Source organism: Nonomuraea soli, assembly GCF_013761175.1.
GTDB classification, from domain to species: Bacteria; Actinomycetota; Actinomycetes; order Streptosporangiales; family Streptosporangiaceae; genus Nonomuraea; species Nonomuraea soli.
Window position 1 is genome coordinate 442,986 of record NZ_JACDUR010000009.1, and the last position, 18,312, is coordinate 461,297.

17 protein-coding genes are annotated in these 18,312 nt (G+C 70.3%); 11 read left to right on the forward strand and 6 right to left on the reverse strand.

Features of this window, described 5'->3' with window-relative positions; all coding sequences use genetic code 11:
- Positions 1-14 precede the first annotated feature (14 nt).
- Together HNR30_RS41090 and HNR30_RS41095 are read right to left on the reverse strand one after the other, a co-directional pair.
- Positions 15-416, reverse strand: coding sequence for a hypothetical protein (locus tag HNR30_RS41090; RefSeq protein WP_312895017.1), 402 nt, complete (start codon positions 414-416; stop codon positions 15-17).
- The gene (locus HNR30_RS41095) at positions 416-778 is read right to left on the reverse strand and encodes a hypothetical protein (RefSeq protein ID WP_181615580.1); all 363 of its coding nucleotides are present in this window, start codon (positions 776-778) and stop codon (positions 416-418) included. Before HNR30_RS41095 ends, HNR30_RS41090 begins: the two co-directional genes overlap by 1 nt.
- 64 nt (positions 779-842) lie before the next feature.
- Here HNR30_RS41095 and HNR30_RS41100 point away from each other — a divergent pair, with 64 nt between their 5' ends.
- The 4 genes from HNR30_RS41100 to HNR30_RS41115 all read left to right on the forward strand — a co-directional run bounded on the left by HNR30_RS41100 (position 843) and on the right by HNR30_RS41115 (position 3,760).
- Entirely contained in the window at positions 843-1,337 is a 495-nt protein-coding gene (locus HNR30_RS41100; protein WP_181615581.1) for a 2-thiouracil desulfurase family protein, read from the forward strand.
- Between the two features lie 77 nt (positions 1,338-1,414).
- Positions 1,415-1,954 carry an NADPH-dependent FMN reductase gene (locus HNR30_RS41105; protein ID WP_181615582.1) on the forward strand — a complete coding sequence of 180 codons (540 nt, stop codon included), beginning with the start codon at positions 1,415-1,417 and terminating at the stop codon, positions 1,952-1,954.
- The gene (locus HNR30_RS41110; RefSeq protein ID WP_181615583.1) at positions 1,951-2,895 is read left to right on the forward strand and encodes an ATP-binding cassette domain-containing protein; all 945 of its coding nucleotides are present in this window, start codon (positions 1,951-1,953) and stop codon (positions 2,893-2,895) included. The genes HNR30_RS41105 and HNR30_RS41110 overlap by 4 nt, the downstream gene beginning before the upstream one ends.
- 22 nt (positions 2,896-2,917) lie before the next feature.
- Entirely contained in the window at positions 2,918-3,760 is an 843-nt protein-coding gene (locus HNR30_RS41115; protein WP_181615584.1) for an ABC transporter permease, read from the forward strand.
- 3 nt (positions 3,761-3,763) lie between these two features.
- Here the strand turns inward: HNR30_RS41115 and HNR30_RS41120 are convergent, their stop codons facing one another.
- On the reverse strand, positions 3,764-6,889 hold the full coding sequence (locus HNR30_RS41120; RefSeq protein WP_181615585.1) for an ATP-binding protein: 3,126 nt from the start codon (positions 6,887-6,889) through the stop codon (positions 3,764-3,766).
- A 169-nt stretch (positions 6,890-7,058) separates the two neighbouring features.
- On the opposite strand from HNR30_RS41120, the gene HNR30_RS41125 reads away from it, so the two are divergent.
- From HNR30_RS41125 to HNR30_RS41135, 3 genes are read left to right on the forward strand one after another with little or no spacing between them, the layout of a single operon-like run.
- Positions 7,059-8,456 (forward strand): Dyp-type peroxidase, encoded by a 1,398-nt coding sequence (locus HNR30_RS41125; RefSeq protein WP_181615586.1) that lies wholly within the window; start codon positions 7,059-7,061, stop codon positions 8,454-8,456.
- Between the two features lie 20 nt (positions 8,457-8,476).
- On the forward strand, positions 8,477-8,914 hold the full coding sequence (locus HNR30_RS41130) for a hypothetical protein (RefSeq protein ID WP_181615587.1): 438 nt from the start codon (positions 8,477-8,479) through the stop codon (positions 8,912-8,914).
- Positions 8,915-8,944: 30 nt separating this feature from the next.
- On the forward strand, positions 8,945-9,187 hold the full coding sequence (locus tag HNR30_RS41135; protein ID WP_181615588.1) for a hypothetical protein: 243 nt from the start codon (positions 8,945-8,947) through the stop codon (positions 9,185-9,187).
- Here the strand turns inward: HNR30_RS41135 and HNR30_RS41140 are convergent.
- Entirely contained in the window at positions 9,184-9,636 is a 453-nt protein-coding gene (locus HNR30_RS41140) for a hypothetical protein (RefSeq protein WP_181615589.1), read from the reverse strand. The genes HNR30_RS41135 and HNR30_RS41140 overlap by 4 nt on opposite strands.
- Positions 9,637-9,680: 44 nt before the next feature.
- Between HNR30_RS41140 and HNR30_RS41145 the strand changes: the two genes are divergently transcribed.
- Positions 9,681-10,655, forward strand: a complete 975-nt coding sequence (locus HNR30_RS41145) for a helix-turn-helix transcriptional regulator (RefSeq protein WP_181615590.1) — start codon at positions 9,681-9,683, stop codon at positions 10,653-10,655.
- Positions 10,656-10,679: 24 nt separating this feature from the next.
- Here HNR30_RS41145 and HNR30_RS41150 read toward each other — a convergent pair whose 3' ends face one another.
- Positions 10,680-11,612: a GNAT family N-acetyltransferase gene (locus HNR30_RS41150; protein ID WP_220134572.1), complete on the reverse strand. Its 933-nt coding sequence runs from the start codon at positions 11,610-11,612 to the stop codon at positions 10,680-10,682.
- A complete protein-coding gene (locus HNR30_RS41155) occupies positions 11,609-12,643 on the reverse strand; it encodes a LacI family DNA-binding transcriptional regulator (RefSeq protein WP_181615591.1) in 1,035 nt (344 codons plus the stop codon). The genes HNR30_RS41150 and HNR30_RS41155 overlap by 4 nt, the downstream gene beginning before the upstream one ends.
- Positions 12,644-12,914: 271 nt before the next feature.
- Between HNR30_RS41155 and HNR30_RS41160 the strand changes: the two genes are divergently transcribed.
- The 3 genes from HNR30_RS41160 (at position 12,915) to HNR30_RS41170 (ending at position 18,304) form a co-directional block, all read left to right on the forward strand.
- A complete protein-coding gene (locus tag HNR30_RS41160) occupies positions 12,915-14,954 on the forward strand; it encodes a family 43 glycosylhydrolase (protein WP_181615592.1) in 2,040 nt (679 codons plus the stop codon).
- 50 nt (positions 14,955-15,004) lie between these two features.
- Entirely contained in the window at positions 15,005-16,420 is a 1,416-nt protein-coding gene (locus tag HNR30_RS41165) for a non-reducing end alpha-L-arabinofuranosidase family hydrolase (protein ID WP_246380190.1), read from the forward strand.
- Positions 16,421-16,498: 78 nt separating this feature from the next.
- A complete protein-coding gene (locus tag HNR30_RS41170; RefSeq protein ID WP_181615594.1) occupies positions 16,499-18,304 on the forward strand; it encodes a family 43 glycosylhydrolase in 1,806 nt (601 codons plus the stop codon).
- Positions 18,305-18,312: the final 8 nt, after the last annotated feature.

Below are 18,312 nucleotides of genomic sequence, written 5' to 3' on the forward strand. Positions count from 1 at the left end.
TGGAGGGCGAGGACTTAACGCCGGCGTAGCAACCAGTACAGACCCACCAGCGGAAGGATCAAGGGGATGAACAGGTATCCCTTCCCATAAACCGACCAAACGGTTTCATCGGGGAAGGCCGCGGCATCGATGACGCTGGCCGTACCGATCACCAGCACCCCGGCCAGCTCGATGCCCAGCGCCCACAGCGCCAGCGTCCGCCTGCCCATCGCCAGCGCGACGGTCAGCAGCACGTAGACGGCGGCGGCGAAGGCCGACAGGGAGTACGCCAGCGGCGCCTCGTCGAACCTGGTGAGGATCTGCACCGTCGCCCGCGCGCCCGCGGCCAGCGCGAACAGCCCGTAGACGGCGACGAGCGCGCGGCCCGCGCCCGTGCCGATGACGCGCTCACCCTTGGTGTCGTCGCTCTGATCGATCACGCGTGACCCGCCCAGATCTGCAGGAGCCTGCCGGTCATCACCGCGACCGCGAAGCCCGCGACGACGAGGATGGCGGAACCCCATCGGGTGCGCTCGGCGAGCGCCAGGAAGACGCCGGCGGGCGGGATGACCGCAGTGCCGGCCAGGTAGCCGTAGAGGGTCGCCTTCTCCGCCGGGCCCTCGCCGCCGACGGCGGCGGCGATCGTGATGCCCGCCTGCACCAGCAGGGCCACTTCCAGGATGGCGAAGCCGACCAGCAGGACCATGCCCATCGCCCGGTTGCGGATGGCGACGATCAGGCTCGCCAGCGCCAGCAGCAGGGCGGCCACGATCACACCGGTCGCGAGGGGTTGGAGCATGCCAGAAGGCTACCGCCCGCCACCCTCGCCCAGCGCTCCGAGTCCTGCCCGTAGCCTGGGAGTCATGGAGCGGATCCTGGTGAGTGCGTGCCTGATGGGGCGGCGTGTCCGCTTTGACGGCGGCGCCAAGACCAGCACGTCCTCCGTGCTGGCGACCTGGCGCGAGGAAGGACGGCTGGTGCCGTTCTGTCCCGAGGTTGAGGGCGGGCTGGCGATCCCCCGCCCCGCCGCCGAGATCGTCGGAGGCGACGGCTCCGCCGTCCTGGCCGGTGAGGCGCGCGTCATGACCGCCGGGGGCGGCGACGTGACCGCCGCCTTCCTGTCAGGGGCGCGGCAGGCGCTGGAGCTCGCCAGGTCGCAGGGCATCCGCATGGCGATCCTGAAAGAGGGCAGCCCGTCGTGCGGTTCCCTCGCCGTCCACTCCGGTGACTTCACCGGCACCAAGGTGCCCGGCCACGGCGTGACGACCGCGCTGCTGGAGTCGCACGGCATCCGCGTCTTCGCGGAGGACGCCCTCGACGCCGCGCTCGAACACCTCCACACGCTGGAAGCCCGCTAGAGACGCCGCGCTCGCCCACCTCCACACGCTGGAAGCCCGCTAGAGCCGATCTAGCGCCCGTCTCGCGCCTTCCAGATGTGAAGAGCCTGCGAACGGCCGTGATCATCGGCAGCACCCGGGAGGGCCGCGCCGGGGAAGGCGTGGCCACCTGGTGCGCCGCGCACGCCACCGCGCGCTCCACGCTCGACGTCGACCTGGTCGACCTGGCCGCCTACAACTTCCCCGAACGGCACCCCCGTTCGCCGACGCGCGCGATGACGGCCCTCACCGGCCGCCTCGCCGAGGCGGAGGCGTTCGTCGTGGTCACGCCCGAATACAACCGGAGCTTCCCCGCGGCGCTCAAGCAGGCGATCGACTTCGCCTACGACGAGTGGCACGCCAAACCGGTCGGTTTCGTGTCGTACGGCTGCGCCTCGACCGGCCTGTACGCCGTCGAGCAGCTCAGAGGCGTCTTCGCCGGGCTGCACACGGTGACCATGCGCGACGCCGTCGGCATCGACCTGCTGAGAGGCGGCCCCGGCGACGCCGACCTGATCGCCCTCGACACCCTGCTCGACCACCTCACCTGGTGGGGCCTCGCGCTGCGCGACGCCCGAGAACTGAGAGGAACACCATGACGACCTTGGCCATTGAGACATCCGGCCTGGTGAAGACCTTCGGCGGCAACCGTGCCGTGGACGACCTGGACCTGGCCGTCCCGGCCGGCACCGTCTACGGCGTGCTGGGCCCGAACGGCGCGGGCAAGACCACGGCCGTCCGCATGCTCGCCACCCTGCTGCGCCCCGACGGCGGCCAGGCCCGCGTGTTCGGCCACGACGTGGTCCGCGAGGCCGACGCGGTGCGCGGCAGGGTGAGCCTGACCGGGCAGTACGCCTCGGTCGACGAGGACATGACGGGCGTGGAGAACCTCATCCTGCTCGGCCGCCTGCTCGGCCACGGCAAGGCGGCCGCCCGTGCGCGCGCCGAGCAGCTGCTCGACGCCTTCGGCCTGACCGAGGCGGCGGGACGGCAGGTCAAGCACTACTCGGGCGGCATGCGCCGCCGCGTCGACATCGCGGCCTCGATCCTCAACACCCCCGACCTGCTCTTCCTCGACGAGCCCACCACCGGCCTCGACCCGCGTGCCCGCTCCCAGGTCTGGGACATCGTGCGCATCGTGGTCGCCCACGGCACCACCGTCCTGCTGACCACGCAGTATCTGGACGAGGCCGACCACCTCGCGAGCCGCATCGCCGTCATCGACCACGGCAAGGTCATCGCCGAGGGCACGCCCGGCCAGCTCAAGAGCTCCATCGGCTCGGGTTCCGTCCATGTACGGCTGCGCGAGGCCCACCAGCGCGAGCAGGCCGAGCAGGTGATCGCCTCCGCTCTGGCGACCACGGTCGTGCTGGAGGCCGACCCCGTGGCGCTCACCGCCCGCCTCACCGCCGGCCAGGACGCCGTCGCCGCCGAGCAGGCCGCCCGCGCCCTGTCCGAGCTGGCGGCCGCGGGGATCGTCGTCGACGAGTTCTCCCTCGGCCAGCCCAGTCTCGACGAAGTCTTCCTCGCCCTCACCTGATCCGGACCTCTTGGAGCACACCATGACCACCACCACGCCCGCCCCTGAGACCTACAGCCCCGTCGCCGAGACCCTGGGCGCCGTCCTGTCACGCGAGTCCCGCCCGCCGCGGCCCGGAGCCCTGTCGGCGTCGATGGCCTTCGGCTGGCGCGCCATGCTCAAGATCAAGCATGTACCCGAGCAGCTCTTCGACGTCACCGCCTTCCCGATCATGATGACGCTGATGTTCACGTTCCTGTTCGGCGGCGCCCTGGCCGGCTCCCCCGGCGACTATCTGCAGTTCTTCCTGCCGGGCATCATGGTCAGCAGCGTCGTCATGATCACGATGTACACCGGCATCGAGGTGAACAAGGACATCGAGCGCGGCATCTTCGACAGGTTCCGCACCCTGCCCATCTGGCGTCCCGCCCCGATGGTGGGCTACCTGCTCGGCGACGCCGTACGCTACACCCTCGCCTCGATCGTCATCCTGCTCGTCGGGCTGGTGCTCGGCTTCCGCCCCGCCGGCGGATTCGTCGGCGTTGTCGCCGCCATCGCCGTGCTGGTCGCCTTCTCCTTCGCCTTCTCGTGGGTCTGGACCATGTTCGGGCTCATGCTCCGCAGCGAGAAGTCGGTCATGGGGGTGAGCATGATGGTGATCTTCCCGCTGACCTTCCTCAGCAACGTCTACGTCGACCCCGCGACCATGCCGAGCCTGCTTCGGGCCTTCGTCGAGATCAACCCGATCAGCCACGTCGTCTCGGCGGTGCGCGCCCTCATGGCGGGCACGCCGGCCGCGTCGGAGCTGATGTGGGTGCTGGTGGCGGGGGTGGCGCTCATGGTGGTCTTCGGCACTTTGACGATGCGGCTCTACAACCGTAAGTAAGGCTCACAAGGTCCAGCTCACCGGCTCCGCCGGCTGGTAGCGGCAGGTGGAGCCGGTCGAGACGGTCTCGCGCAGGTGCGCGGCCAGCTCGGGATGGGCGGCGTCGAGCTTCCTGAGCACGTCGCGGATCCGCGCGGTGACGGTCTTCCTGGCCCGCTCCGCCTCGTCGCCCAGGCGCCTGCTCCTGCCGTCGAGGCCCGCCGCCGAGCGCAGCTGTTCGAGCAGGGCCTGCCGTTCGCGGTCGAGGGTGGCGGCGCGGTCGTCGTCGCCGAGGCCGGCGGCCCGGTCGATCTCGTCGTCGAGGCGCTCCAGGTGACGGCGGTAGCGGGTTCTGGCCTCGTCGTCGAGCAGGTCGTCGCCGCCGAGGCTCCTGGCCGCCACGACCAGGTCGCCGCCCTCGGGGGCCAGGAGGGCGACGGCAGGCAGGTCGCGGCCGGGGGCGGCGAGCAGCAGGTGGAGGTCGCGCAGGCCCTTGGCGTCGGGCAGGTGCGCCACCCGCCCGCCGTACGCCAGCCGCCAGACCGTGCCCTGGCGGGTGAACTCCACCGGGACGCCATCGGCGGACACGATGGAGGCCCTGCGGGCCACCACGGGTTCCTCCCGCTCCAGCGCCGCCCGCGCGCGCAGTGCCACCTGCTCCATCCCCAGTGCTGCCGCCTCGCGCTCCACCGAGCCCAGCACCTCGGCCGCCCCCGCCGCGCCCGAGGCGAGCAGCGCCTCTCCCAGCCCCGCCCCCGCCAGCACCGCCCAGGGCCGCGCGCCGAGCCGCACGGCGCTCTCACGGGCCGCGGTGAATCCCGCGACCGCCTCCTCCCACCGCGACTCGGCCGCGTCGACGAGCGCCGCCCAGTAGTCGAAGGGGCCGCTGACGTCCCACCCGAACAGCGAGACCGCCCACCGCCCCCGGTGCGGCGCGATCCACGAGCGGGCCTTGGCGCACAGCTCGGGATCGCCCGTGATCGCGGCGAGCTCGGCCTGGAACCTGATCCACAACGGCTCCGCCGACCGCACCCGCCGCTCGCCGCGCGTGGTGGCCTCGGCGAGCAGCCGCAGCGCGGCGTCGACGTCGCCCAGGCGCAGCGCCGTGAGCGCCTCGACCAGCACCGGGCAGGGATGCGTGGAGTCGCGCATGCGCCGATGCAGGTCGCCGACCTCGCCAGGACGGCCCTGGAGCAGGAGCGCCGCCCACTCGAGATGCCCGATCATGTGCCCGCAGTGGTCGTTGCGCACCGCCTCCTGCGACTCGTGCAGCTCGCGCACGAGCGCCACGCACGCCTCGAAGCGGCCCATGAGGCAGTCGATGATGGCCTGGTCGAGCTGGGTGCTGAAGGTCACGAGGGGATGGCCGCTGCGGGAGCCGGCGGTGACGTAGTCGCCGAAGCGCTCGAGGAAGACGGATTCGCCCAGCTCCAGGTGGGCCACCCAGCGCAGGGCCGCGGCGAAGTGTTCGCCCTCGGCGTTGCCGGTGCGGCGGAACAGCCGCAGCAGCTCGTCGGTCAGGTCGATGCGTTCCTTCGCGGTGCCCGGCGCCCAGATGCTGTCGTGCAGGCTCCACAATCCGGCGACGAGCGCCTCGTCGTCGTCGCTCTCGCGGGCCCTGAGCGCCAGCTGGATGGCCAGGTCCTGGGCCAGCCCCTCGGTCGAGGCCGGTCCGTCGGTCGAGGCGGGTGCGCGGCCCACCAGCCTGACGTAGGCCTCGCGCATCAGCTCCTGCCCGCTCTCGCCGCTGTAGAGGCCGCGGCGCCCGGCCAGCGCCACCTTGGCCAGCGGGACGGGGTCGTCGATGTCGCGGGCGATCGCCAGGGCGCGGGTGTAGAGCACCGTCGCGCCGTCGTGGTCGCGGGTGTGCCACAGCTGGCCGGCCAGGTCGAGGGCGATCTGGGCCTGGCGGGCCGGAGGGAGCGAGGTGGCCGCTTCGAGCGCCCGCCGGTGGTGGCTGATGGACTCGTCGACGGCGAGCCGCAGGTCGGCGTGGCCGGCGGCTTCGAGCAGGAGCTCGACGGCGCGCTCCGGGTCGACGCGGTCGCCGGCGAGGTGGGCGTGGCCGGCCAGGTCGGAGATCTGCAGGTGGCCGGCGAGCTCGGGCTGCCGCTCGACGGCCGCGACGACCGCCGCGTGGAGTTCGCGGGCGCTCGCCGCCAGGCCGGCGTAGAGCGTCTCGCGCACCAGGTCGTGGACGAAGGAGAACAGCCCGTCGCCCAGCGCCACCACGAGCCGCGCCGACACGGCCTGGTCGAGCAGCCGGTCGACGTGGGCCACCGGCTCCTCGGCGAGCGCGGCGAGAACCTGTCGGTGGAACTGCCGCCCGAGCACGCAGGCGCGGCTCAGCAGGGCGGAGACCGGGGCGGGCAGCAGGTCGATGCGGCGGAGTACGGCGTCGCGGATGCCGGGGGCGCTGGCCGAGACGGAACCGCCGCCCTGCCAGAGCCTGGCGATCTGCTCGACGAAGAAGGGATTGCCGCCGGTGCGGGTGTGAACCTCGGCGACGAGGGGCTCGGGAGGCCGGCGGCCGGCGACGCGGGCCATCAGCTCGCCCACGGATGCGGCGCCGAGCCCCGTGAGCGGGATGACCGAGGCCTTGGCGAGCAGGGGCTGGAGCGGGGGCGCGCCGGGCTCGACCTCGGCGTCGCGGTAGGTGCCGACGAGCAGCAGCCGCTCGAACCAGGTGTGCTGGGCGGCGAACTCGAGCAGCCTGACGGAGGCGGGGTCGGCCCAGTGCAGGTCGTCGAGGACGACGATGACGGGACGGGTCTGCGAGGCCGAGACCAGCGCGGTGGTCACCGAGTCGTAGAGCTGGAAATCGTCGGAGGACGGGTCGCCCAGCAGGCCCGCCAGCCTGCTGCCCGTCGCCTGTTCGGCCTGCGACCACTCGGGGCTGCGCCGCAGGGCGCGCATGACCTGCACCCACGGCCAGTAACCGGGCGCGGAGTCGGAGTGCCAGCACGAGCCGCTGAGCACCAGGGCGCCCCGGGCTCTGGCCAGGCCCGCCGCGTGGGTGACCAGGGTGGTCTTGCCGATGCCCGCCTCGCCGGCGACCAGCACGAGCCCGCCGTGGCTGGACATCGACCGGGAGATCTCGGTGTGAAGCAGGGCCGACGGGTGGTCCCTGCCGATGAGTGCGGCATTCATGACGATGAAGAAGCTACCCGCGAGCACTGACAACTTTTGGCCGCGCGCCGAAGTCTCATCCTGAAACACGCGCTTTTGTCACATATATCGGCGTAGCATCACAGCCGCGAAAGACAAAACGGGTGGGGGCCCGAAAAATCGCGAAATTTACGGGGAAAGGACGAGGCGTATGCCTGTCAACCTGTCCAACCCCAGGCCGCTGGCCTGGGACTCGGCGAGCCTGGACGCCGACACCAGGGCGATGCTCGACAACCTGCAGCCCAACATCCTGCGCGCCCATGTCCGCGAGCACCTGGCGGTCCTGATCCTGCGCTTCAACGACGCCGCCGAGGGCAGGCGCTATCTTCGCGAGATCGCCCTCACCCATGTGAAGTCGGCCCGCAAGCACCTGGAGGAGGTCAGGGAGTTCGGCAGGACCGGGCGCAACGGCACGCCGTACGTGGGCATCGGCCTCAGCCGCGCGGGCTACCGCGACCTGGGCCACTCGGTCGCCGACATCCGTAAATTCGGCGACGCCGCCTTCAAGGACGGCATGAAGCGCCGCATCGCCGAGGTGAGCGACCCGCCGGTGGAGCAGTGGGAGCGCGCCTACCAGCGGGAGATCCACGCGATCATCCTGATCGGCGACGCCGACCCCGAGCCCGTGGAGCGGCTGCGCCAGCGGTTCGTGCGCGACCTGCCCGAGTCCGCCCGCGTGCTGGGCGAGGAGAGCGGCACCGGCATGCGCAACCCCGCGGGTGACGGCATCGAGCACTTCGGTTACGTCGACGGCCGCAGCCAGCCGTTGTTCCTGGCCGACGAGGTGGAGCGCGAGCCGCGCACGAACTGGGACCCCTTCTTCCCGCTCGGCAACGTGCTGGTGGCCGACCCGCTCGCGCCCAACCCGAGCCGCCACTTCGGCAGCTACTTCGTCTTCCGCAAGCTGGAGCAGAACGTCCGCGCCTTCCGCCAGATCGAGGAGGACCTCGCCGACGACCTGGGGCTGCGGGGCGAGGAGCGGGCCAGGGCGGGCGCGCTGCTGGTCGGGCGCTTCCGCGACGGCACCCCGATCACCGGCAAGGAGAAGGCGGGAGGCGGCCCGGTCGCCAACGACTTCACCTACGACGGCGACGACAACGGGGACCGGTGCCCGTTCAGCGGGCACATCCGCAAGACCAATCCCCGCTCGTTCGGCCGCGAGGTCGTCATGGCCAGGCGCGGCCAGACGTACGGCGAGCGGACCGACGTGCCGTGGGACGACGCCGAGCCGCACACCCGTCCCAGTGCCGGGGTGGGCCTGCTGTTCATGGCCTTCAACGCCCGCGTCGCCGACACCGCCGACGGCCGGTTCGGCCAGTTCGAGTTCATGCAGCGCAGCTGGGCCAACGAGCCGAACTTCCAGGTGGAGGGCACCGGTCACGATCCGGTGATCGGCCAGGGAGAGCGTGAGATCAAGGTCGTCTTCCCGAAGACGTGGAACAGGCCCGACCGTACTCCTGCCATGCGTCAAGTTACGCAGACAGTGACAATGATGGGCGGAGAGTATTTCTTCATGCCATCACTCGCATATCTCCGCGGCCTCGCATAAATGCCGTAAGGTTTCGGCCCATGAGTTTCGCGACAATGGGTGTCAACGCGATCCTGTGGGTGCTTCAGGTCATCATCCTCATCGTGGGAGTGGTCCTGACGGCCATGGCCCGCCGCAACCATGGCCGGGCCGCTCTCGTGGGCATGTTCGGCTGCCTGGTGTTCCTGCTCGACGTGATCGTCAGCGTCGTGCAGGCGATCATCCTGCCCGAGCTCGCGCGCGACATCGGCAGCGTGATGACGGCAGTGATGATCATCTCCGTGGTTCACATGCTGCTCTGGATGACCGGGATCGGGCTGCTGGTGGCCGCCGTCGTCATGCGGCGACCCGCGGCACCCCAGCAGCCCCACCCGGGCCAGCCCCAGCCGAACCAGCCGTACCCGAACCAGCCGTCCTATCCGCCCCAGCAGCCCTATTACCAGCAGCAGCCTCCACCGCCCGGCTACCCCGGCCACTGAGCCGGTTAGCGCTATATATTGGTAAAAGTCATGAGCGAAGAGCACGATCAGACGATCAGGTACCGCAGGCCGACCCCCGGGCAGCCCGCGCAGCCTCCCGAGCCGCCTCAGACGGTGCGCCTGCCGTACACCCCCGACCTGTTCCCCGACGTGGCCCACGTCGAGGCCAAGCCGCCGCGCTCGGCCTGGTGGTGGGTGGTCGTGGCCAGCGTGCTGCTGGCCGTCGTGGCCGCCGCGGCCATCGCCATCGTGCTCTGGTCCACCGGAGGCTAGACCCGGGTGAACTCCATCACCCAGTTGGTCTCCCAGGTCTGCTCGCCGTCGGTCGAGAAGGCCTGCTCCCAGCGGGCGTGCGTGTCGTCGATCCGCGTCCAGACGAAACGGCAGCGGATCGGCGTGCCCTCCCAGACCTCGTCGGAGTAGAACGTGCCGACGTCGCCCTCCCAGCGTCCGACGACCGGGACCGGGTCGAGCGAGCCGTTGCGGCTCGAGGCCCAGTAGATCGACCACAGCCCGGTCTCCGGGTCGCGGAAGCGCACGGTCAGTCCGTTGTAGCCGCGGGTCGGGAAGTGCACCTCGTCGAAGCTGGCGTTGCCGTCGAAGTGCCTGCTGGCCACCGTGCGCCCGGGGAACTCCTCCCAGTCGTCGCAGCCGGCCAGGCGCTTGAGCAGATAGCGGTTGTGCACGTCCCACGTGCCGGCGAGGAAGTCGAAATCACTCATGGCAGGACCGTAGGCCCGGGTCACTGCCATCTATTGTCAGTGATATGCGCGCTTCCCGACTGCTGTCGATCCTGCTCCTGCTGCAGACCCGCGGCCGCATGACCGCCAGGGAGCTGGCCGACCGGCTGGAGGTCTCGGTCCGCACCATCTACCGCGACGTGGAGTCGCTGCACGCCGCCGGGGTCCCGCTGTACGGCGACGCCGGGCCGTCGGGCGGCTACCAGCTCCTGGAGGGCTACCGCACCAGGCTGACCGGGCTGACGGCCGACGAGGCGGAGTCGATGTTCCTCGCCGGGCTGCCGGGACCCGCCGCCGAGCTGGGCCTGGGCAGCGTGGTCGCCGCCGCCCAGCTCAAGCTCAAGGCGGCGCTGCCCCTGGAGCTGCGCGACCGCGCCGAGCGCATCCAGGAACGTTTCCACCTCGACGCGCCCGGCTGGTATCGCGAGCGTGACGAGCTGCCGTTCCTGCCTGCCGTGGCCGAGGCGGTGTGGAACCAGCGGGCGATCGAGGTGCGCTATCGCCGCTGGGCGCCGCCCCACCTGGTCAACCGGCGGCTGGAGCCGTACGGGCTGGTCGTCAAGGCGGGCCGCTGGTACGTCGTCGCCCGCAGCGGCGAGCAGGTGCGCACCTACCGGGTCTGGCAGATCCAGGAGCTGCACCCGCTCGACGAGGGTTTCGAGCGGCCCGCCGGCTTCGTGCTGGCCGATTACTGGCTCGGCTACCTCAGGGAGTTCGAGGAGCGCCTGCGCCAGGGGCAGGCCACGGTACGGCTGTCGCCGCGCGGGCTGGAGCGGCTGGGCGACATGATGACGCCGGGTGTGGTCGCGGCGGCGCGGGAGAGCGCCTCGGCGCCCGACGCCGACGGCTGGGTGACCGCGACGCTGCCGATCGAGGGCGCCGAGCACGCCTGCAGCGAGTTCCTTCGGCTGGGCATGGACGTCGAGGTCCTGGAGCCCGCCGGGTTGCGCGACCTGATGCGGCGGCACGCCGCGGTGCTGGCCCGCCTCTACGGGGAGTGAACCGGCTTGTCGCGCGGAGGCGAGTCAGGGTCTGGAGTGGTGGCGCAGACGCATGACGTCGAACGTGCGGGTGACGTGAAAGCCCGCCTTGAGGTAGAGGTGGTAGGCGGGCGTGTCCTGCCCGGTCCACAGGAACCAGGCGGTGTGCAGGCCTTCCGCGCGCATCCTGGCCAGGGTCCGGTGCAGGAGGATCTTGCCGAGCCCGGCGCCGCGTTCCTCCGGGTCCACGCCGAAGGGGCCGAACCGCTCGGCCGGCCCCTCGTAGGCGCCGTAGGCGGTGAAACCGACGATGCGGTCGTTCCTCGCGATGAGCAGACGCGCGTTATCCCGGAATTTTCTGATCGCCTCGCCCCAGTCGGGATTGAACCCCGCCGCGAACCGCACCAGCTCCGGCAGCTCCCCGTCCACCGGCTCGCGCACCTCGTACCCGGACGGCAGGCCCGTAGGGGGCGGCGCGTAGGCGGCCAGGCCGCGGTCCATCGCCACCGCCGTCGTCACCTTCTCGAATCCCCGCCCCCGCAGCAGCGCGCCCGCCGCCGGATAGAGCTCGGGGTCGACGCCCGGCAGCAGGTAATGGGGCGTGTAACAGGCGAAGTCGACCCGCCGCCGATCGCGGAGGAACTCCAGCGCCGCCTCGAGCAGCCGTGCGCCCAGCCCGCTCCCCCGGTGCTCGGGCGTCACGAAGAGGAACGGGATCCACCCGGTCTCCGGCTCCAGGTCCAGTCCCGGCGCGAGGGGCGTCAGCCGCCTGATCGCGTAGGCGCAGCCCGCCACCCGGCCCGCGTCGTCGGCCACGATCAGCCCGCCGGGGTCGAAGTTGGGGTCGAGCAGCACCTTGTCGCGCCACCACCGAGAGGTGACGGGGTCGGCGGGCATGCTCAGGTTCCATGCCTCGACCAGGGCCTGCTCGTCACCGGGGAGAAAGGTCCGCACCCGGCGGTGACCGGGAGAGCTCACTCGGACTCCGCCTGCCTGTTGTTCCGTGCACGGAACGGCGCCGTGCTGCCCCGGATCACCAGCTCGGTGCCGAGCTCGACCCGCCTCTGCATGAGCGGTTCGTCCTCGGCGAGGGCGACGAGCATGGTGGCCGCCGTCGCGCCCATCTCCACCAGGGGCTGGCGCACGGTGGTGAGCGGCGGGATGGCCCACCGCCATGCGGGCATGTCGTCGAAGCCGACCACGCTGAGATCCGTGGGGATGCGCAGCCCCAGCTCGTGGGCGGCGTGGTAGACGCCGATGGCCTGCCCGTCGTTGGCCGCGAAGATCGCGCTCGGCGGATCGCGCAGCTCCATCAGCCGGCGGGTGTGAAAGATCCCGTCGGTGATCTGAAACGTCCCCTGGCGGATCAGGTCCGGGTCGACCGGCACCCCTGCCGCGTCGAGCGCGGCCCGGTACCCGTCGAGGCGTGCCCTGCTGGAGAGCGCCCACTCGGCTCCGGTGATCGTGGCGATCCGGCGATGGCCCAGTTCGAGCAGGTGACGCGTGGCGTCCAGCCCTCCGCTCCAGTTCGTGGCCCCGACCGACGGCACCCCTCGCCCCGGATCGCCGGCGGGGTCGAGCACGACCAGGGGGATCTCACGGGTGTCCAGCCGGATCCGCTGCTCCTCGGTCGGGCCGGAGAACACGGTGATGACTCCCGCGGGGCGGCGGCTCAGCACGCCCTCGATCCACTGGTGCCCCGGGACGTGCCGGCCGCCAAGCTCGGAGATCACCACGCTCAGCCCATGGCGTCCGGCGACCGACTGGACGCCTTTGACGACCTCTATCGGATAGTCGCCGGCCAGCTCGTGGAAGACGACCTCGATGAGGCCCGCCGGCCTGATGCGACGCCGTTGCCGTCGGAATCCGTGTTCCTGGATGAGGCCCTCGACCAGGGCCCTCGTCTCGGATCCCACCTCCGACCTGCCGTTGACCACCTTCGAGACGGTCGCCACGGAGACCCCCGCCAGCGCGGCCAGCTGGGCGAGGGTCAGCGCTTCGGAGGTCACAGCGGGAGTCTACCCTTCTGTGATCGTTCGGGAAGTTAGCAAGATTCGGCCCGAAATCTACGGTTGCCAACAGGTAACTTCTGTGAAATTTTCACAGTCACGGGCAGCGTGGCACGATCTTCCCCGGCGCGAACAGCCTGGCCGGGGAGCGTGAGGCGAGCGAGGCCCGGGTCGGCGAGACGACGTCTCGTTGACGACGGCACAAGCGTCAGATGTACTCCGCGACAACGTATCGGCCGAAGGATTGGACGTCAGATTGTTAACGCTAACATTGCCTGGCCGCCTCCGGCGAACGCTTGCCGTACTGGCGTCATCGCTGCTCATCGCCGTTTTCCTCATCGCACCGCGCGCCGAGGCGGCGACCGTCGACACCAACGCCTGGTACGTCCTGATCAACCGCAACAGCGGCAAGGCCCTGGACGTCTACAACCTCTCCACCGCCGACGGCGGCCGGATCACCCAGTGGACCAGGAACGACCAGAACCAGCAGCAGTGGCAGTTCGTCGACTCCGGCGGCGGCTACTACCGCCTCAAGTCACGCCACTCGGGCAAGGTCCTCGACGTCTACAACTTCTCGACCGCCAACGGCGGCTCGATCGTGCAGTGGAGCGACCTGAACGGCACCAACCAGCAGTGGCGCCTGGCCGACAGCGCCGGCGGCCACGTCAGGCTCATCTCCCGCCACAGCAACAAGGCACTGGAGGTCCAGGGCGCCTCCACCGCCGACAACGCCAACATCGTGCAGTACGACGACTGGGGCGGCAACAACCAGCAGTGGCAGCTCGTCCAGGTCGACGGCGGCAACCCCGGGCCCGGCGGCAGCTACACCAACCCGGTCGTCTGGCAGGACTTCGCCGACGGCGACATCATCCGGGTCGGCGACGCCTACTACTACTCCGCCTCGACCATGCACTACTCGCCGGGCGCTCCGATCCTGCGCTCCTACAACCTGGTCGACTGGGAGTACGCCGGCCACTCGGTGCCGAGGCTCGACTTCGGTTCCGGCGCCTACGACCTGAACGGCGGCCGCGCGTACGTGAAGGGCATCTGGGCCTCGACCCTGAACCACCGTCCCAGCAACGGCACGTACTACTGGATCGGCTGCGTGGAGTTCAACCGTACCTACGTGTACACCGCCTCCGCCGTGGACGGCACCTGGACCAAGCGGTCACAGATCAACAACTGCTACTACGACGCCGGCCTGCTCGTCGACACCGACGACACGATGTACGTCGCGTACGGCAACGGCACGATCAGCGTCGCCCAGCTCTCCCCCGACGGCCTCAGCCAGGTGCGCGCCCAGCAGGTCTTCCAGACGCCGTCGAGCGTCGGCACGCTGGAGGGAGCACGCTTCTACAAGCGCGGCGGCTACTACTACATCTGGCTCACCCGCCCGGCCAACGGCCAGTACGTGCTCCGCTCGACCTCCCCGTGGGGCCCGTACGAGATGCGCCAGGTCCTGCTGAACATGCCAGGACCGATCTCCGGCGGCGGAGTCCCCCACCAGGGCGGGCTCGTGCAGACCCAGGCGGGCGACTGGTACTACATGTCGTTCGTCGACGCCTACCCCGGCGGCCGCGTCCCGGCGCTCGCCCCCATCACGTGGACCGACGGCTGGCCGGCCGTACAGACGGTCAACGGCGGCTGGGGCGTGAACTACCCGCGGCCCGCCATCCAGACCAGCCGCACGGTGGCCCCGATGATCGGCCCCGACGCCTTCACCTCGAGCGGCCTCGGCCACCGGTGGGAGTGGAACCACAACCCCGACACCAGCCGCTACTCCACCGGCAACGGCCTGCGCCTGCAGACGGCCACGGTCACCAACGACCTCTACAACGCCCGCAACACCCTGACCCACCGCATCCAGGGCCCCTCGTCGACCGCGACGATCGAGCTCGACTACTCCCAGATGGCCAACGGCGACCGCGCCGGCCTCGCCATGCTGCGTGACCAGTCGGCCTGGATCGGCGTCAGGCGTGACAACGGCGTCAACCGGGTTGTGATGACCGGCGGGCTGACCATGAACAGCTCGTGGGAGACCACCGGCACCGGCTCGGAGCAGGCGGGCGCCGCCGTCTCCGGCGGCCGGATCTGGCTCAGGGTCAGTGCCGACATCCGGCCGGGTACCGGCAGGCAGGCCCGCTTCTCCTACAGCACCGACGGGACGACCTTCGTCGGCCTCGGCCCCGCCTTCACCTTGAACAACGCCTGGCAGTTCTTCATGGGATACCGCTTCGGGATCTTCAACTACGCCACCCAAGCCCTGGGAGGAGCGGTGACCGTACGCCGCTTCGACCTGACCACCCCCTGATGGAATCGGAGCAGCACGTGCGAATCAAACCCCTGGCCGTCCTCGCGACCCTGGCCGCGTTACTGGTGAGCCTGTTCGTGGCCGTCCAGCCGGCGAACGCGGCCACCGTCGACACCAACGCGTGGTACGTCCTGGTCAACCGCAACAGCGGCAAGGCCCTGGACGTCTACAACCTGGCGACCAACGACGGCGCCCGCATCACCCAGTGGACCAGGAACGACCAGAACCAGCAGCAGTGGCAGTTCGTCGACTCCGGCGGCGGCTACTACCGCCTCAAGTCACGCCACTCGGGCAAGGTCCTCGACGTCTACAACTTCTCGACCGCCAACGGCGGCTCGATCGTGCAGTGGAGCGACCTGAACGGCACCAACCAGCAGTGGCGCCTGGCCGACAGCGCCGGCGGCCACGTCAGGCTCATCTCGCGCCACAGCAACAAGGCGCTGGAGGTCCAGGGCGCCTCGACCGCCGACAACGCCAACATCGTGCAGTACGACGACTGGGGCGGCGCCAACCAGCAGTGGCAGCTCGTCCAGGTCGGCGGCGGAGGCAACCCCGGGCCCTGCGAGCTCCCGTCGAGCTACCGCTGGACCTCGACGGGCCCGCTGGCCCAGCCGAGGTCGGGATGGGTCTCGCTCAAGGACTTCACCGTCGCCCCGTACAACGGCAGGCACCTGGTCTACGCGACCACGCACGACACCGGCACCCGGTGGGGCTCGATGAACTTCGGCCTGTTCACCAACTGGTCGGAGATGGCCTCGGCCAGCCAGAACGCGATGACCAACTCCACGGTCGCGCCCACGCTGTTCTACTTCGCCCCGAAGAACGTCTGGGTGCTCGCCTACCAGTGGGGCGGGACCGCCTTCTCCTACCGCACGTCGAGCGATCCGACCAACCCGAACGGCTGGTCGGCGCAGCAGGTGCTCTTCTCGGGCAGCATCAGCGGCTCGGGAACCGGGCCCATCGACCAGACCCTCATCGGCGACAGCCAGAACATGTACCTGTTCTTCGCCGGCGACAACGGCAAGATCTACCGGGCGAGCATGCCGATCGGCAACTTCCCCGGCAGCTTCGGCTCGACCTCGACCGTGATCATGAGTGACACGACGAACAACCTGTTCGAGGCCGTCCAGGTCTACAAGCTCCAGAACCAGAACAGGTACCTCATGATCGTCGAGGCGATCGGCGCCCAGGGCCGCTACTTCCGCTCGTTCACGGCCACCAGCCTGAACGGTTCGTGGACCCCGCAGGCCGCCACCGAGAGCAACCCGTTCGCGGGCAAGGTCAACAGCGGCGCCACGTGGACCAACGACATCAGCCACGGCGAGCTGATCCGCACCAGCGCCGACCAGACCTTCACGGTGGATCCCTGCAACCTGCAGCTCCTCTACCAGGGCCGCAGCCCCAACTCCGGCGGCGACTACGGCCTGCTGCCGTACCGTCCGGGCCTGCTGACGCTGCAGCGCTGACGGTCTGACACGGGCGGGCTCGGCACGACCGAGCCCGCCCGTGCTGTGCCCCGGCCCGCCCGTCCCGAAAGGATCATCATGAGATCTGCACTCGCCTGGGTCATGAGCGTGCTCTGCCTCACGATCCTGTTACCCCCGGCAGCCGCCAACGCGGACAACCCGATCGTTCAGACGATCTACACCGCCGACCCCGCGCCGCTCGTGCACAACGGCCGCCTCTACCTCTACACCGGCCACGACGAGGACGGCTCCACGTATTTCACGATGCGCGACTGGCGCGTCTACTCCACGACCGACATGGCCAACTGGACCGATCACGGCTCGCCCATGAGCCTGGCCACCTTCGCCTGGGCCGACGCCAACGCCTGGGCCGGTCACGTCGCCTATCGCAACGGCAGGTTCTACTGGTACGTCCCGGTGCGCAACCGGTCGACCGGCGGCATGGCGATCGGCGTCGGGGTCGGCGACAGCCCGACCGGGCCGTTCCGCGACGCGCTGGGCCGCCCGCTGGTGGAGAACAACGAGATCGACCCCAACGTCCTCATCGACGACTCCGGCCAGGCCTATCTGTACTGGGGCAATCCGCGCCTAGCCTACGTGCGGCTGAACAGCGACATGATCTCCTACTCGGGCGCCGTCACCTACATCCCGCTGACCACGGCGGGGTACGGCACGCGTACCGGCAACCCCAGCCGTCCCACGCTCTACGAGGAAGGGCCCTGGGTCTTCAAGCGCAACGGCCAGTACTACAACGTGTTCGCCGCGGAATGCTGCTCGGAGTTCATCGGCTACTCGACGGCGCCGAGCCCCACCGGGCCGTGGACCTACCGAGGAACCGTCATGCCCCGGCAGGGCGGCAGCTTCACCAACCACGCCGGGATCGTCGACTACGCCGGAGGGTCGTACTTCTTCTACCACAACGGCGCCCTGCCGGGCGGCGGCGGTTACACCAGGTCGGTGGCGGTGGAGAAGTTCGCCTACAACGCCGACGGCACCATCCCGACGATCAACATGACCACCGCCGGGCCGCCCCAGGTCGGCACCCTCGACCCCTTCGTCCGGCAGGAGGCCGAGACGATCGCCTGGTCGTCGGGGGTGGAGACCGAGCCGTCCGGCGAAGGCGGCATGAACGTCGGCTTCATCGAGAACGGCGACCACATCAAGGTCAAGGGCGTCGCGTTCGGCAACGGCGCCTCCTCCTTCACCGCCCGCGTGGCCTCGGGCACCACCGGAGGCCGGATCGAGCTGCGCCTCGGCAGCGCCACCGGCACCCTCGTGGGCACCTGCGCCGTCAACGGCACCGGCGGCTGGCAGAACTGGACCACGGTCACTTGCCCGGTGTCGGGCGCGAGCGGCACCCGTGACCTGTACCTGCGTTTCGCGGGCGGCGCCGGCTACCTGCTCAACCTCAACTGGTGGCAGTTCACCCCGTCCGGTGGCGGCGGCGGGAACCTGCTGACCAACGGCACCATGGAGGACGGCACGACCGGCTGGACCAGCTCCGGCGGCACCCTGTCGTCCGCGACCGACGTGGCCCACGCGGGCAGCCGGTCGCTGCTCACCTCCGGCCGCACGTCCGCCTGGCAGGGGCCGCACCAGAACGTCACGAACCGGCTCACCAACGGCAAGACCTACACCACCAGCGTCTGGGTGCGCTCGCAGAGCGGCACTCCCAGCGCGAAGGCGACCCTGACCCTCACCGCGAACGGCACCACGAGCTACCTCCAGCTCACCCCCGCGCAGACGGTCACCGCCACCGGCTGGACCCAGCTCACCGGCACCGCGACCGTCTCCTGGACCGGCACGCTGACCAGCGCCTCCTTCTACGTCGAGACGGCCACCGGCACCGACGGCCTCTACATCGACGACGCCTCCTTCCAATGAGCACCGGA